16 protein-coding genes are annotated in these 15,685 nt (G+C 57.4%); 14 read left to right on the top strand and 2 right to left on the bottom strand.

The window, feature by feature from the left end; genetic code table 11:
• On the bottom strand, nt 1-504 hold the full coding sequence (locus tag ACN5AZ_RS07800; protein ID WP_419428299.1) for a PaaI family thioesterase: 504 nt from the start codon (nt 502-504) through the stop codon (nt 1-3).
• The gene (locus tag ACN5AZ_RS07795; protein ID WP_419428298.1) at nt 501-959 is read right to left on the bottom strand and encodes a PaaI family thioesterase; all 459 of its coding nucleotides are present in this window, start codon (nt 957-959) and stop codon (nt 501-503) included. Before ACN5AZ_RS07795 ends, ACN5AZ_RS07800 begins: the two co-directional genes overlap by 4 nt.
• A 130-nt stretch (nt 960-1,089) precedes the next feature.
• Here ACN5AZ_RS07795 and ACN5AZ_RS07790 point away from each other — a divergent pair, with 130 nt between their 5' ends.
• The 14 genes from ACN5AZ_RS07790 (at nt 1,090) to ACN5AZ_RS07725 (ending at nt 15,587) form a co-directional block, all read left to right on the top strand.
• A complete protein-coding gene (locus tag ACN5AZ_RS07790) occupies nt 1,090-1,461 on the top strand; it encodes a MerR family transcriptional regulator (protein WP_419428297.1) in 372 nt (123 codons plus the stop codon).
• A gap of 283 nt (nt 1,462-1,744) precedes the next feature.
• Nucleotides 1,745-2,146 (top strand): MerR family transcriptional regulator, encoded by a 402-nt coding sequence (locus tag ACN5AZ_RS07785; protein ID WP_419428296.1) that lies wholly within the window; start codon nt 1,745-1,747, stop codon nt 2,144-2,146.
• Nucleotides 2,147-2,204: 58 nt separating this feature from the next.
• Complete coding sequence (locus ACN5AZ_RS07780; protein WP_419428295.1) at nt 2,205-3,986, top strand: acyl-CoA dehydrogenase C-terminal domain-containing protein; 1,782 nt, start codon at nt 2,205-2,207, stop codon at nt 3,984-3,986.
• A 455-nt stretch (nt 3,987-4,441) separates the two neighbouring features.
• A complete protein-coding gene (locus tag ACN5AZ_RS07775) occupies nt 4,442-5,080 on the top strand; it encodes a glutathione S-transferase family protein (protein WP_419428294.1) in 639 nt (212 codons plus the stop codon).
• A gap of 136 nt (nt 5,081-5,216) precedes the next feature.
• The gene (locus ACN5AZ_RS07770) at nt 5,217-6,428 is read left to right on the top strand and encodes an acetyl-CoA C-acetyltransferase (protein WP_419428293.1); all 1,212 of its coding nucleotides are present in this window, start codon (nt 5,217-5,219) and stop codon (nt 6,426-6,428) included.
• 93 nt (nt 6,429-6,521) lie between these two features.
• Nucleotides 6,522-8,723, top strand: a complete 2,202-nt coding sequence (locus ACN5AZ_RS07765) for a 3-hydroxyacyl-CoA dehydrogenase NAD-binding domain-containing protein (protein ID WP_419428292.1) — start codon at nt 6,522-6,524, stop codon at nt 8,721-8,723.
• A gap of 385 nt (nt 8,724-9,108) precedes the next feature.
• A complete protein-coding gene (locus ACN5AZ_RS07760; RefSeq protein WP_419428291.1) occupies nt 9,109-9,330 on the top strand; it encodes an STAS domain-containing protein in 222 nt (73 codons plus the stop codon).
• Nucleotides 9,327-9,701, top strand: coding sequence for a response regulator (locus tag ACN5AZ_RS07755; RefSeq protein ID WP_419428290.1), 375 nt, complete (start codon nt 9,327-9,329; stop codon nt 9,699-9,701). Before ACN5AZ_RS07760 ends, ACN5AZ_RS07755 begins: the two co-directional genes overlap by 4 nt.
• A complete protein-coding gene (locus tag ACN5AZ_RS07750; RefSeq protein ID WP_419428289.1) occupies nt 9,701-11,839 on the top strand; it encodes a chemotaxis protein CheA in 2,139 nt (712 codons plus the stop codon). The genes ACN5AZ_RS07755 and ACN5AZ_RS07750 overlap by 1 nt, the downstream gene beginning before the upstream one ends.
• Nucleotides 11,832-12,299, top strand: a complete 468-nt coding sequence (locus tag ACN5AZ_RS07745) for a chemotaxis protein CheW (protein ID WP_419428288.1) — start codon at nt 11,832-11,834, stop codon at nt 12,297-12,299. The genes ACN5AZ_RS07750 and ACN5AZ_RS07745 overlap by 8 nt, the downstream gene beginning before the upstream one ends.
• Nucleotides 12,299-13,150, top strand: coding sequence for a CheR family methyltransferase (locus ACN5AZ_RS07740; protein WP_419428287.1), 852 nt, complete (start codon nt 12,299-12,301; stop codon nt 13,148-13,150). The genes ACN5AZ_RS07745 and ACN5AZ_RS07740 overlap by 1 nt, the downstream gene beginning before the upstream one ends.
• Before the next feature lie 29 nt (nt 13,151-13,179).
• Nucleotides 13,180-13,566, top strand: coding sequence for a response regulator (locus ACN5AZ_RS07735; protein WP_419428286.1), 387 nt, complete (start codon nt 13,180-13,182; stop codon nt 13,564-13,566).
• 402 nt (nt 13,567-13,968) lie between these two features.
• Nucleotides 13,969-15,054 carry a CheB methylesterase domain-containing protein gene (locus tag ACN5AZ_RS07730; protein WP_419428285.1) on the top strand — a complete coding sequence of 362 codons (1,086 nt, stop codon included), beginning with the start codon at nt 13,969-13,971 and terminating at the stop codon, nt 15,052-15,054.
• Entirely contained in the window at nt 15,051-15,587 is a 537-nt protein-coding gene (locus ACN5AZ_RS07725) for a chemotaxis protein CheD (RefSeq protein ID WP_419428284.1), read from the top strand. The genes ACN5AZ_RS07730 and ACN5AZ_RS07725 overlap by 4 nt, the downstream gene beginning before the upstream one ends.
• Nucleotides 15,588-15,685: the final 98 nt, after the last annotated feature.

Raw genomic sequence — 15,685 nt, 5'->3', positions numbered from 1 at the left:
TTACCCCTTGCGGGGCATCAGGAAATGCGCCGTGGCATGGGCCAGAGGCCGGTCGCGATTGTCCTGCCAGGCCTCCGCCCGGACAGAGGCATAGCGCCGCCCCGACCGCGTCACATAGGCCCGCGCATAGGCATCCCGCGGCAAACCGGAGCGCAAATAATCCACCGTGAAATCGATCGTTTTGGGCAGGCGCGGCAGATGCCCCGCCATGTCAAAGGCATCCAGCGCACCGGATTCCACATCCTCCCACAGCCAGTTCCAGCTCAGCGTGATCATGGCCGTAATTTCCAGAAAGGCCGCCGTCACGCCACCGTGGATCGCAGGCAGCATGGGATTGCCGATCAGATCGTCATTATAGGGCAGAATGGCGGTCAGCTCGTCGCCCCGCCGGTCAAACCGCACCCCCAGCCACGTGACATAGGGCACACCTTCGACCAAAGCAGAAAGCGCCGCATCGCGTCGCTGTTTGATCACCTGAACCGGTTCGGGCGCACTGCGCATCACACGTCTCCCTTTGATGGTTTGGGCGCACCTTCGACGGTAAAGGCCCCCGTGGCTGTGGCAACGGGGCGGTCCGTGTCCTCATCCAAGGCCGTGGCACGGATAAAGGCGACAGAGCGCGTGATATGATAGCATTCCGCCCGCGCCGTGATCGTCTGGCCGGGCGTAGCCGGGCGCATATAGTCGATGCGCAGGTTGATCGTCGCGGTGCCAGCGGGCGCGCGCGGATGGCTCATGACCGCCGCCCCGCTGCAGGTGTCCATCAGCGCAGAGACCGCACCGCCGTGAATCACCCCCGTCTCGGGATCACCAATGAATCTTGTATCATAGGGCATCGTAATTTCCGCCGTCCCGTCGCCGATATTGGTGATGGTCATGCCCAATGCACGGGAATGCGGAATGTTTTCAATAAATTGCTTGGCGATTCGCGCCTTGTTTGCCGACTGATCTGCTGTCATGTCTTGTCCCGTTCCTATGTTGGGCAAACGGTTACATGCGCGGTCCATATGGTCAATCTGTCTGGTGGTGGTTGTCCTCGCGGGTTACGCAACTTAGCTTAACGTCCGGGGACGAGAAAAGAGGCGAGTGATGGAAGACCAGCGTCTGAGCTTCAAGGAAATGTGTGCGCGGTTCGATGTGACGCCGCGAACCTTGAGGTATTACGAATATATCGAACTGCTGTCCCCCGACCGGGAGGGGCGCTCGCGGTTCTATGGTCCGCGAGAGGTGGCGCGGATGACCCTGATTCTGCGCGGACGCAAGTTCGGCTTTCAGCTCGAAGACATCCGGCAATGGCTGCAGATGTACGAACAGGAAGGCACGCAGGCCCAGATGCAGACGTGGATCGAAATGGCCGACCGCCAGTTGCGCGAACTGGCGGAGCAGAAGGCCCAGATCGAGGACGCCATGAACGATCTGAAATCCCTGCGCGACGACACAGAGGCCAGCCTGAACGGCTGACCCCCGCCCCCGGCAGCGCCAAAGACGCGCACATGCCGGGCGGCCAAGAGCAAAACAGAACCGCAGAACGCAAGGACGTTACGTCGAAGGTCAGGATTTCCTGACCCAATTGCCGTTGCGCCATGTAACAAAATGACGACAAGACCGGTCGGGATTGCGGGAAGTTACGTCAAACGGGAAGTGACGCAGCGTATGAGTTACGTCAACGGAATTTCCCATTGTATGAATGGGACGTAACCCGCAGTTCCAGCGTTGGTCACTGACACAGCAAAGGAAAGGCGAGATGACCGAAGACAAGTTAATGACAATCCGGGAGATGTGCGACACCTACGATGTAACCCCGCGAACACTGCGCTTTTATGAACAGAAAGAGCTGCTGTCCCCCATCCGTGAGGGCCAGAAACGTCTGTACACAAAGCGCGAACGGGGCCGGTTGACGCTGATTTTGCGCGGCAAGCGCTTTGGCTTCAGCCTCGAGGATATTCGCCAGCTTCTGGACATGTACAGCGTAGGCGACCAGCAGCGCATGCAGTTGGAAAAGGCCTATGAAATTGCCGAAGCGCGGCTGGCGGACATGATCCGGCAACGCGACGAACTGGACGCCGCCATTGGCGAGCTGAAGGAACAAATGGAATGGGGCGCAAAGATGATCGCCTCGAGTGAGACACAGGCCGCGGCGGAATAAGCCCCCCACCGCGACCTGACCGGACAGACCTCCGGTAAACGGACTAGGGAGAGAGACCATGCCGAGCTACAATGCACCCGTCAAAGACCAGATGTTCGTGCTCAACGACCTGCTGAAGGTTGGCGAACAGGAAATTCCGGGCTTCGACGACCTTGATCGCGAAACCCTTGAGGCGATCCTCGAGGAAGCCGGCAAGGTGGCCCGCGATGTGATGGCCCCGCTGAACGCTGTTGGCGACACCGAAGGCTGCGTTCTGGAAAACGGTGTCGTGCGCACGCCCAAAGGCTTCAAGGCGGCGTTTGACGCTGTGCGCGAAGGCGGCTGGACCGCGCTGGACTGCGACCCCGAATACGGTGGCCAGGGCCTGCCCTATGTGGTCGCAACCGCGGTCGGCGAACAGTTCTCCTCCGCCAACATGGCGTTCAACATGTACCAGGGCCTGACGCACGGTGCCTACTCGGCGATCCACGCCCATGGCTCCGACGAACAAAAGGCCATGTACCTCCCCAAGATGGTGACCTGTGAATGGACCGGCACCATGAACCTGACCGAGCCGCACTGCGGCACCGATCTGGGCCTGATGCGCACCAAGGCCGTCCCGCAGGAAGATGGCACCTACAAGGTCTCCGGCCAGAAGATCTTTATCTCTGCGGGCGATCACGACATGTCCGAGAACGTGATCCATCTGGTGCTGGCCAAGATCCCCGGCGGCCCCGAAGGCATCAAAGGCGTCTCACTGTTCATCGTCCCGAAATTCATCGTCGATGAGAACGGCAACCCCGGCACCCGCAACGGCGTCTCTGTCGGCAAGATCGAAGAGAAAATGGGCATCCACGGCAACTCGACCTGTGTGATGAACTACGACGAGGCAACCGGCTACCTGCTCGGCACCGAGCACAAAGGCATGCGCGCCATGTTCACCATGATGAACGAGGCCCGCCTCGGCGTTGGCCTGCAGGGCTACGCGCAGTCCGAAGTCGCCTACCAGAACGCGCTGGAGTACGCCAAGGACCGCCTGCAGGGCCGCGACGTGACCGGTGTCAGAAACCCCGAAGGCCCCGCCGATCCGTTGATCGTGCACCCCGACATCCGCCGCAACCTGATGGACCAGAAATCCTTCAACGAAGGCGCACGGGCATTCACCTACTGGGGTGCGGAAATGATCGACCGCGCCCACCGCAACAACGACGAAGCCGCCCACGGCCTGATCTCGCTGTTGACCCCGGTCATCAAAGGGTTCCTGACCGACAAGGGCTTCGAGATGGCGACCAACGCCCAGCAGGTCTACGGCGGCCACGGCTACATCGAAGAATGGGGCATGTCCCAGTTCGCCCGTGATGCCCGCATCGCCATGATCTACGAAGGCGCAAACGGCGTGCAGGCGCTCGACCTTGTCGGCCGCAAGCTGGCACAGGACGGCGGCAAACATGTGATGGCCTTCTTTGCAATGGTCACCGATTTCATTAAGGACACCAAAGGCCGCTCCGACGCCTTCGAGAAGGATTTCCGCGAACCGCTGAAAGCCGCCTCCAAGGATCTGCAAGCCGCTGGCATGTTCTTCATGCAAAACGGCATGAAGAACCCCAACGCAGCGCTGTCCGGCTCCTATGACTTCATGCACATGTTCGGACATGTCTGCCTGGGCCTGATGTGGGCGAAAATGGCAATCGCTGCCGAGGACAAGCTGACCGCCGGTGACGCGGATGCGGATTTCCTTAACGCCAAGATTGCAACCGGCCGCTACTACATGGCGCGTCAACTGCCGATGACCTCCACGCACCTCACGCGGATCGAAAGCGGTGCTGACACGGTTATGGCGCTGGACGCGGCCCAGTTTTAATCCAGCAGGTGGGGTATCACGCCCCACCTGCCCCCCTCGGGGCTGCTTGAGCCAACAGCGAGACAGAAACCACGTCCGTGACCTTCCAGACCCCGCGAGTTTGCGCTGGCAACAGCATACAAAATAGACCGTTACGCGAAGGGGAGAGCGCGCAATGAGGTATTTGAACCAAGAAAAAGCAGGAAGGGCGCGTTTCGGACCCCGACTCGGGGCTGCATACGCCCTTCCTACCGTGCCCGGCCCTTTGGCTAGAATCGGGGCTTTTCCTTGGACGGTCATCGGCTCCTCAGCCTGTACCGTGGCTCCAAATTCCTCGAGATCTTCTAACATTCCCTTAACCGCCGCAAATTCCGGCTTTTTCTTGGGTCAAATACCTCACGGGGGTGTGGGGGTGTGAAACCCCCACGACGCGCCGCTACGAGTTGGATACAGCTTTCGGCAGGAGGACTATACCAATGACGATGACACTCTATTGCTTTGGGGAATCAGGACATTCCTATAAAGCGGCGCTGGCTTTGGAACTGGCGGGTCTGGACTGGGCGCCACGAAAGGTCGATTTCTTCAACGGCGAAACCCGCGGGCCCGCCTACCGTGGTGAGGTCAACGAGATGGGCGAATGTCCCGTTCTTGAGGACGGAGAGCTGCGCCTGTCACAATCGGGCGTGATCCAGCAGTATCTCAGCGACACCTACGGCCATTTTGGCGGTGACACCGCCGCCGAGCGACGCGAAATTCTGCGGTGGGTGCTGTGGGACAACCACAAGCTGTCGTCGATGGCCGGTGTGACACGCTTCCTTATGCATTTTTTGCCAGAAGATAAGCGCCCGCAGGAGGTAATCGCCTTTAATCAAGGCCGGCTGGCCAATGCTTACGCTGTTCTGGACACGCATCTTCAAGGGCGCGACTGGATCGTGGGCAGCGCGCCGACAAATGCCGATCTCACATGTTGCGGGTATCTGTTCTATCCCGAAACCTTCGGATTTGACCGTGCAGATTGGCCAAACATCGACCGTTGGATGTCGAACATCCAGTCTTTACCGGGTTGGAAGGCGCCATATGATCTGATGCCCGGATCTCCGGCTGATCGCGCGTGACACTCTGCCGCCACATATCATCTGGCGTGGTCCCGTTTCGCGGACCGAACGCTGCCGCACTTATGGTCGGGGGCTGTATGGCCCCCTGCCCCACACACTTCAGAGTTTCGAATTCGAATAAGAAAGGACGTGTCTGATGACCGAAGCCTATATCTATGATGCTGTGCGCACCCCGCGTGGCAAGGGTCGCAAGGACGGCGCGCTGCACGAAGTCACCTCTTTGCGTCTGGGCGCACAGGTGCTGAACGCGGTCAAGGAACGCAACGGTCTGGACGGCCACGCGGTCGAGGATGTCATCTGGGGCAACGCCACGCAGGTGATGGAACAGGGCGGCTGTCTGGCACGCTCGACCGTTCTGGCCTCGGATCTGGACGAACGCATTCCCGGCCTGTCTATCAACCGTTTCTGCGCCTCCGGGATGGAAGCGGTGAACCTCGCGGCCAACCAGGTCAAGGGCGGGGCCGGTCAGGCCTATATCGCTGGCGGCGTTGAAATGATGGGCCGTGTGGCCATGGGCTCTGATGGCGCGGCCATTGCGGTTGATCCGTCGATCGCCATGGAAAGCTACTTCGTGCCGCAGGGGATTTCGGCCGACATTATCGCTACCGAATATGGCTTCAGCCGCGATGATGCAGACAGCTTGGCGGTGGAATCCCAAAAGCGCGCCGCAGCCGCTTGGGAAGACAACCGTTTTGCCAAATCGGTGATCACGGTGCGTGACCAGAACGGTCTCGCGATCCTCGATCGCGATGAATACATGCGTCCCGGCACCGATATGCAAAGCCTCGGCGCGCTCAAGCCGTCGTTCAAGGAAATGGGCGAAGTCATGCCCGGCTTCGACAACATTGCCTTGATGAAATACCCCCACCTTGAGCGCATCAACCACGTGCACCACGCGGGCAACTCCTCGGGGATCGTGGACGGCTCTGCCGCCGTTCTGATCGGCAACAAGGCGTTTGGCGAGCAATACGGCCTGAAGCCGCGCGCCCGCATTCGCGCCACCTGCAAGATCGGCACCGATCCGACCATCATGCTGACCGGCCCCGTGCCCGCGACGGAAAAGATCCTGCGCGACAGCGGCATGTCGATCTCCGACATCGATCTGTTCGAGGTCAACGAGGCCTTTGCTTCCGTGGTTCTGCGTTTCATGCAGGCGTTCGACGTCGACAGCTCGAAGGTCAACGTGAACGGCGGCTCCATCGCCATGGGCCACCCGCTGGGCGCCACCGGCGCGATCATCATCGGCACTCTGCTCGACGAGCTGGAGCGCACCGGCAAAGGCACAGGCCTTGCAACGCTGTGTGTTGCCTCCGGCATGGGCGCGGCCACGATCATCGAACGCATCTGAGCATAACGGGCGCAGGGTCATCCCCTGCCCCACATCATACGCGGTCCCCCGCGTCACCACGCAGCGGGACTTCTGGAAAACGGGAGAAATTACATGACCGATTTCACCATGGAAAAAGGCGCCGACGGCGTCGCGGTGATCACTTGGGACGTGCAGGGCAAGTCCATGAACGTCATGTCGATGGAGGCATGGCCAGAGCTTGAGACGCTGGTCGACGACGCGCTCGGCGACGATGCGGTCAAGGGCATCGTGATCACCAGCGGCAAGGCCGACAGCTTTGCCGGTGGCATGGATCTCAACGTCATCGCCAAGATGAAGGAAAGCGCAGGCGACGATCCCGCGCGCGGTCTGTTCGACGGGCTGATGGGCGCACATGCCATCCTGCGCAAGATCGAACGCGCCGGCATGGACGCCAAGACCAACAAGGGCGGCAAGCCGATTGCCTCTGCCCTGCCCGGCACCGCGCTGGGGATCGGGCTGGAAATCCCGCTCGCCACGCATCGCATCTTCTGTGCCGACAACGCCAAGGCCAAGATCGGCCTGCCGGAGATCATGGTCGGCATCTTCCCCGGCATGGGCGGCACCACCCGTCTTGTGCGCAAGCTGGGCGCGATGGCCGCATCGCCCTACCTGCTCGAAGGCAAGATGATGCCCCCCGCCAAGGCGAAATCCGCAGGTATCATCGACGAGGTCGTCGAAGACCCGCTCGCCGCGGCCAAGGCATGGGTTCTGTCCGCGACTGACAAGGACATCCTCAAGCCGTGGGACGCCAAGGGCTACAAAATGCCCGGCGGCGCGCCCTACCATCCGGCGGGCTTCATGACCTTTGTCGGCGCATCGGCGATGGTCAACGGCAAGACCAAGGGCGTCTACCCGGCGGCCAAGGCGCTGCTGTCTGCCGTCTACGAAGGCGCGCTGGTGCCCTTTGACACAGCACTCAAGATCGAGGCGCGCTGGTTCACCAACGTGCTGATGAACCCGTCGTCCGGCAACATGATCCGTTCGCTGTTCATCAACAAGGAAGCGCTGGAAAAGGGTGCTGTGCGCCCCGCAGATGTGCCCGATCAGAAGGTCAAGAAAGTCGGCGTTCTGGGCGCGGGCATGATGGGTGCGGGCATCGCGCTGGTGTCGGCTCAGGCCGGTATCGACGTGGTGCTGATCGACCAGAAACAAGAAGCCGCCGACCGCGGCAAAGCCTACACCGAAAGCTATCTCGACAAGGGGATCTCGCGCAAAAAGATCACCGCCGAAAAGAAAGAGCAGGTCCTGTCGCGCATCACTGCGACCACGGATTACGCGGCTCTGTCTGACGCGGACCTGATCGTCGAAGCGGTGTTCGAGGACCCCAAGGTCAAGGCCGAGGTCACAAAGGCTGTCGATGCGGTCACCAATGACGACTGCATCTTTGCCACCAACACCTCGACCCTGCCGATCTCGGAGCTGGCCAAGGCCTCCAAGAACCCCGAGCAGTTCATCGGTATCCACTTCTTCTCGCCCGTCGAGAAGATGATGCTGGTCGAGATCATCAAGGGCAAGGAAACCGGTGACCGTGCCACGGCCAAGGCGCTCGACTTTGTGCGCCAGATCAAGAAGACGCCGATCGTGGTCAACGATGCGCGCTTCTTCTACGCCAACCGCTGCATCATCCCCTACATCAACGAAGGCATTCGTATGGTGAAGGAAGGTGTCGCACCGGCGCTGATTGAAAACGCGGCTAAGCTGGTCGGCATGCCTTTGGGCCCGCTGCAGCTGGTGGACGAGACCTCCATCGATCTGGGGGCCAAGATCGCGCGCGCAACCCGTGCGGCGATGGGCGACGCCTACCCCGATGGCGAAGTCGACGAGGTGATCTTCTGGATGGAAGAACAGGGCCGTCTGGGTCGCAAGACCAACGCGGGCTTCTACGACTACGACGAAAAGGGCAAGCGTCAGGGGCTGTCCGACACCGTCAAGGCGCAGTACCCGCAGGCCGACGAACAGCCCGACCTGACCGAGGTGCAGCATCGTCTGCTGTTTGCCCAGTGTCTGGAGGCCGTCCGCGCGCTTGAAGAAGGTGTTCTGATGGACATCCGCGAAGGCGATGTTGGCGCGATCCTCGGCTGGGGCTTTGCGCCGTGGTCCGGCGGCCCGCTGTCCTGGCTGGACATGATCGGCTCGCCTTATGCCGCCGAGCGTTGCGACGCGCTGGAGGCCGCACATGGTGCGCGGTTCCACTGCCCCGAGCTGCTGCGCGACATGGCCGCCAAGAACCAGAGCTTCTACGGCCGCTTTGGCAAAATCGCAGGCGCGGCCTGATCTGCCGCGCATAGCGAAAGTTCATTAAACTTGGAAACGGGGCGCAGCATGCGCCCCGTTTTTCGTTTGCCATAGCGAACACTCGTCCTGCGCGGCAAAACGCAACGCTTTTTCAGTGCGTTACCTCGGGGGCTGTCCGGAGCTGGTCTTCGACATGCGCGGCGCCCGTAAGGGAGGCTTCCTGTCGCCGCGCCAGTTCATTCAAAAGCCATGGTTTTCCCAAAATCTTAGAACCGTTTGTTAAGACAGCGTGCGTATTCCTGCTCAGCGTCAATCGTGCCGTCGTCAGACGTGCACCATGCCACCAAGGATGCTGTTCGCGATGCCAGACATAAACTTTCACGCTCTAGGACCGACACGCGCCCGCTCCGGTGAGGACCCGCTTGTGTCGTTTCTTCTCAACACGCGGAAATCACCGGTAACGGTTTCTGCCCGGGACGTCGGACGACTGGATTCACACCGGCTGCAACTTCTCTTGGTGGCGCAGAAACAATGGCTGGCCGATGGTGTCCCGTTCGAACTGACGGACATGTCGCCCGGTTTTCGCGAGGGGCTCGAACGGCTTGGGCTCGAATCCGATCATTTTGACAAGGAGATGTCCCAATGACGACCAAGGTTTTGGCGATCGATGACTCCCGCACGATCCGAAATTTGCTACGCGTGTCACTGGAGGGCGCGGGGTTTGAATTCCACTCCGCCTGCGACGGCCAGGAAGGGGTCGAAGTCTTCCCCGAGGTAGACCCCGACGTTGTCATCACCGACATCAACATGCCGAAAATGGACGGTTTCGGTGTGATCGACAGCCTGCGCAGCGGTCCAAACAGGACCAATGTACCCATTCTGGTGCTGACGACCGAAAGCTCGGACAAATTGAAATCACGTGCGCGCACGGCCGGTGCCACAGGCTGGATCGTCAAACCCTTTGACGATGCCTCCCTCGTCTCGGTTCTGCGTCGCCTGACGGGGCACGTCGGCTGATGAGCGGATCAATCAGAGACACCTTTTTCGAGGAATGCGAAGAGCTCCTCGAAGCATTGGTAGAGGGTCTGGCCCTTCTTGAAGAAGCACCAGACGATATGGAAACGATCAACGCGGTTTTCCGCTCGGTCCATTCGATCAAGGGTGGCGCAGGGGCTTTCGGGCTCGAGCGTTTGGTAAACTTTGCTCACACGTTCGAAACCGTTCTGGACAAGGTCCGCGACAAGGATCTGCAGATCGACGAAAAGCTGATGACCCTCGGGCATCGCTGCGGCGACCACCTGCAGGATCTTGTGGGCTCCGCCCGTGACGAAACCGATCTCGACGAAGGCTCCGAAGCGGAGCTTATCAAAGAGCTAGAAAGCTACCTTGGCGGAAAATCCGAGGTGGAAGAATTCAGCTTTGACGCTCTGACACTTGATTTTGACGGACCTGCGGTTGACGTCCCGCTTGAGGTCGAAGCGGCCGGAGATCGCACCTACATCATCGAATTCAAACCGGCAAAGGGCCTGTATGAAAACGGGCATGAACCTCTTCTGATCTTTGATGCCCTCAGCGAACTTGGTTCACTTACGGTCAAGGCCAATCTGGACGGCCTGCCCGATTTCGACTCCTTCGATCCCAATGACGCGGTCATTTCCTGGACCCTCACGCTTGTTACTGGTGAAACGGAAACGACCCTGCATGAGGTTTTTGAATTCGTCGAGGGTCTGTGCGAGATGTCGCTGACAATCGACGCCAATGCGCCGGCGGTCGCCGCGACAGAAGCAGAAGCACCGCTCGCTCCCGCCCCGGAAGTGGCCGAACCAGCTCCGGTGGACACACCCCCGGTGGCACAGGCGGCACCTCCAGTCGCGAACGAAAAGCCAGAAACTGCGCCAGCAGCCGCACCAGCTGCCAGCAAGGAATCGCGCGGCCCAAAGCCGACGCTGCGGGTGGATTTGGACCGGGTAGATAGATTGATCAACACCGTCGGCGAGTTGATCATTAACCAGGCCATGATCTCGCAGCGTATTGAAGAACTCGACCTGCCGACTGTTGCTCATCTTACCAATGAGCTGGAAGCATACAAACTACTCGCCCGCGACATCCAAGAGGGGGTGATGGCCATTCGCGCCCAACCGGTAAAGCCGCTTTTCCAGCGAATGGCCCGGATCGTTCGCGAGGCTTCCGATGCCACCGGCAAAAAGGCCAAGCTGGTCACAGTGGGTGACTCCACAGAGGTCGACAAAACCGTCATTGAACGCCTTGCCGATCCGCTCACGCATATGATCCGCAATGCCGTAGATCATGGTTTGGAATCGCCAGAAACACGGGCTGAGCTCGGCAAAGATGTTACCGGCACCATTCGACTATCGGCAGCACATCGCTCCGGCAGTGTCTTCATCGAGATCTCCGACGACGGTGCCGGGCTAAACCGCGAACGTATTCTCGAAAAAGCGATCGAAAAAAATTTGGTCGCACCCGATGCCGAGCTGTCAGAGCCGGAAATCGACAACCTCTTGTTCCTACCAGGATTTTCCACCGCTGGAAAGGTATCGAACCTTTCGGGGCGCGGCGTCGGTATGGATGTTGTCAAAAACGCCGTGCAAGCGTTGGGGGGAAGGGTATCGATCACCTCCACGCCCGGTAAAGGGACAACTTTCGCAATCGTTCTACCGCTCACATTGGCCGTAATGGACGGGTTTGTCATTTCTGTTGGCGACCAAACCATGGTCATCCCAATTTCCACCATCTTGGAGACCATTCGCCCCAATTTTAATGACATCCATATGGTGGGTACAGACAGCCACGTCGTGTCTGTGCGCGGATCCTACGTTCCAATCGTTGACGTAGCAGCTAGCCTCGGATTGCACGGAACAACCAAAACCGATGATCTAGGGATCTTACTCCTCGTTAGCACCGAAATGCAGGGTTTAACAGCTCTACGCGTCACGGCCATACACGACCAACGTCAGGTCGTTATCAAAAGTCTCGAGAGCAATTATGCCGCCATCCCCGGTGTTTCCGCGGCAACAATACTAGGTGACGGAAAAATAGCTCTCATTTTGGATCCCGAAGAAATAATTCGTCTAGGGCATTCTTCCGTACCCGATCTATTCACTCAATCAAGCAAGCCAGAGGTCCGACATGTCTGAACCAGCCGAAGTGAAAACGGATACTCAGTTTGAGTTCATTACTTTCTCTGCGGGCGGACAGAGTTACTGTCTCGAAATTACTCAAATTCGAGAGATACGCCGTTGGACGCCGGTAACAGCGCTACCTCATACTCCATCAGACGTCCTGGGCGTAATGAACCTAAGAGGAGCCGTAATTCCAATTTTCGATTTAGCAGCACGATTCGGGTTAGGTGCGACTCCGCCTAATGAGAGGAATGTAGTCATTGTCGCAGCCGTCGATAGCACCACCGTGGGGCTTCTCGTAGAATCGGTATCCGAAATATTGTCTGTGGAAAAGCAAGCCATTCAGGAAACTCCCGATATAAAATCTGAAACCACCCGAAATAGCATCCTCGGGATGATTTCAGTAGATGAGAACATGGTTCGAGTCGTTAACTTAGACGCCGTTCTAGACTCAGGAAAAGGGGTGTCTCTATAATGCCCCTTACAAACTCTAGTACAGTCGAAATTCCATTTACCGATTCAGACTTCGAGCAAATTGCAAAACTTGCTCGCTCAAATTTTGGCTTGAGCTTGGCCGATAGCAAAAAACCACTGGTATATTCCCGCTTAGCAAAGCGCTTAAAAGCCAGATCTCTTACTAGTTTTCCGGACTACCTTCTGCTTTTAAACCAGCCGCAGGAGAGAGATGAACGGCTAGAATTGATCTCAGCGCTCACAACAAACGTAACTAGCTTTTTCCGCGAAAAACATCACTTTGAATTACTCGAGGAAAAAATAGTCCCTTTGATTAAGGAGAGGATCAAGTCATCGGCCCGAGCTCGTTTGTGGTCCGCTGGTTGTTCGTCCGGACCAGAACCCTACAGTATTGCAATGACGTTACGCTCGGCACTCACAGATCAAGAAGTAAAGAACACAAAAATCTTAGCGACCGATATCGACCCTAAAATAGTCCAAAAGGCGCGAGCTGCCGATTATCCTGAAACGGAAGTTAAAGGCATACCGGAGCGACACCTGAAGAAATATGTTGAAATAGACGAACGCACCTCCAGAATAAGATGCAAAGAATCCATCAAAAATATAGTTACATTTGCGGAACTGAACCTGATGAGCGACTGGCCTTTCAAAGGTCCTTTCGAAGCAATTTTCTGCAGAAATGTAGCAATATACTTTGATCAAGATACACAGCAGAAGCTGTGGATGCGCTTTCACGACATGCTATGCCCCGGCGGCTATCTAGTGATTGGACATTCAGAACGCATAAGTGGCCTGGCAAGTGAAAAACTCACACCTGTTGGAATCACAAGCTATCAAAAGCTTGGTCAATAGACCAATTCTCATACCCCAAGGAGGCCCCAATGGGATTAAAAGAATCTTTGCGCATCATGGTAGTAGATGACATGGCAACCAGCCGTGGACTGATCACTCAAGCGTTGGACGATATTGGCATCAAGAACTATGTCACTGAAAATGACGGCCAGCGAGCATTCGAAAAACTGGCAAAAAGTCCGGTGCACCTCGTTCTATCTGATTACAATATGCCAGGTATGGATGGGCTTGGACTTTTAAAATCAGTTCGAACGCATGGCCCTACACAAAAAATGGGTTTCATTCTCGTTACGGGGCGTCCGACTCCTAAAATTGTTGCTCAAGCTAAACAATTGGGCCTCAACAATATGATCAAGAAGCCCTTCACAGCAGACTCCATGAAAGCGTGCATCGAAAGCGTAGTGGGGCGCCTGTAATGAACCAAACTCAGCCGAACCTTCCGTTGAAAACAGCCACACGACGCGTTGCTGGGGAGCTAGAAGGTCTTCACGCACGACTCGAGCGTTTAGAGTACGGACTGGATATGGTTTTCTTACATAGTTCGGAGGGGATAAATGGGCAGTCGATCCAAATGTTGCAAGAACTTGATGTTTTGCGGCAGTCCCTGGGGGCTTTATCAGACTTCCTTACTCATCTATCCGACGAAACCAATTCAAACGGAGACGTAGATCCGGCGGCTGCCCTAAACGCAGTCCCCTTGCGAGATATGGCAATTCGGCTAGAAGGTAGGACAAAGCGCGCCGAAACATCCGGTGTGCCAGACCTCTTTTAAACTAACTTCGCCCCTCCTCGACGATCCACCTAAAGGGTGACATTCGATGAAAAAATTTCGCTTTATCGTTGCTCATCCAGAATCTCGGATTCGAAACAAATGGGAGCGTATAATAAACCAACATGAAGGTTTTGAAGTCGCGGCAACGGCGTCAGACCTTATGTGCACATATACGGAGGTCGAACATAGGACACCGCACGCAGTTCTGATAGCCGATGCCCTGACACATAAACCAGAATTCGAGGTCATGCGGGCACTGTTCTCGGCGCTTGACGTTCGGTGGCTAATAATCGGAGCAAAGCAAGGCAGGCGCCTTACTCAGCTTCCTGCAAAGGCGGACCTATTTTCACTTCCAGAAGATGCTGACAACACAGCTATGCTGGAACAAATCGAGAGTTTAGTAAAGAACACGTTTGTCGCGTCGATACCACGACCCAAACACAACGCCTACGTTCGCCATGCTAGAAATATAGACCCCAGCCAAAATCCTGAGAGGCATAAATCGATCCGGCATAGCCAAGGGCCGATGTCACAGGCTGAAAACCTTATATTAATTGGCGCCAGCACGGGCGGGGTAGAGGCGCTCATCTCCGTACTCTCCCATTTTGACGAGACTTGTCCACCAACGCTCGTGGTTCAACATACTGGATCCGGTTTTGGTCGAAGTTTAGTAGACCTTCTCGATCGCCAAACCCGCCCACAGATCCGGTTGGCTGACGGGCCATTCTCGCTCCGCCCGGGAGTTGTCGTTCTTGGCGCTGGGAACCGAAGACATCTGGTCATGGCAGATTGTAAGAATTTGATATGCGACCTCGGGGACGATCAGCCTGTATCAGGGCATGTACCGTCGGCCGATGTCCTGTTCCGGTCTGCAGTCCCGATGGCCCGCCAAGTGACCGCAGCTCTGCTGACCGGAATGGGCCGCGACGGTGCCGAAGGCTTACTTACCTTAAGACGGTCTGGCGCGACAACCGTCGCACAGGATCAAGCCAGTTCGGTCGTGTACGGCATGCCCCGTGCTGCGGCAGAAATCGGAGCTGCCGAGCACATTCTACCCTTGAACAAAATTGGACCGGCTTTGCTTGCTCAAGCATGCGCCCCAGCGCCGAAAGGCAAGGAGTTTTCGAGATGAACACGGGAACAGAGCGTTTGGTCAACGTGATCCAAGGCGATTACGCCATTTCAGAAGACCCTGATGAAGTGCTCACCACGGTTCTGGGCTCCTGTATCGCGGTTTGCATGTTCGACACAGAACGCAAAATCGGTGGGATCAATCACTTCCTACTGCCCAGTCGGGACGGCGCCGCCGGGGAGAACGTGCGCTACGGGGCATATGCGATGGAACTTTTGATCAACGGCATGCTAAAACAGGGTGCCGAACGATCGCGTCTGCAGGCAAAAATGTTTGGCGGGGCCAGCATGATGGGGAACTTGCGCGACATCGGGTCGTCGAACGCCAAGTTTGCCCATGAATTCCTCGCGATGGAGGACATTCCAGTCGTGTCCGAAAGCACCGGGGGCACGTCGGCCCGCCGCATCAGGTTCTGGCCCACAACCGGCCGTGTAAGACAGCTTATGGTCACCGGCGAGGTTGATCCGATCCCGGTCGAGAAACCCAAACTGCCGCAGCGCCCAAAGGCCGCCGAAGATATTGTCCTGTTCTGAATGCTTTGGAGCGATGCCTCCCCTGCAACACGGTTAACAGATTTGTCAGCAAAGGTAGGATGAAGCCCCCATGGGGTTGGTGTATGCATCGGGAAACT

Source organism: Sagittula sp. SSi028, from assembly GCF_048553715.1.
GTDB lineage: Bacteria > Pseudomonadota > Alphaproteobacteria > Rhodobacterales > Rhodobacteraceae > Sagittula.
The sequence above is the reverse complement of the archived record's forward strand: the minus strand, read 5'-3'. Positions and strand labels throughout refer to the sequence as shown.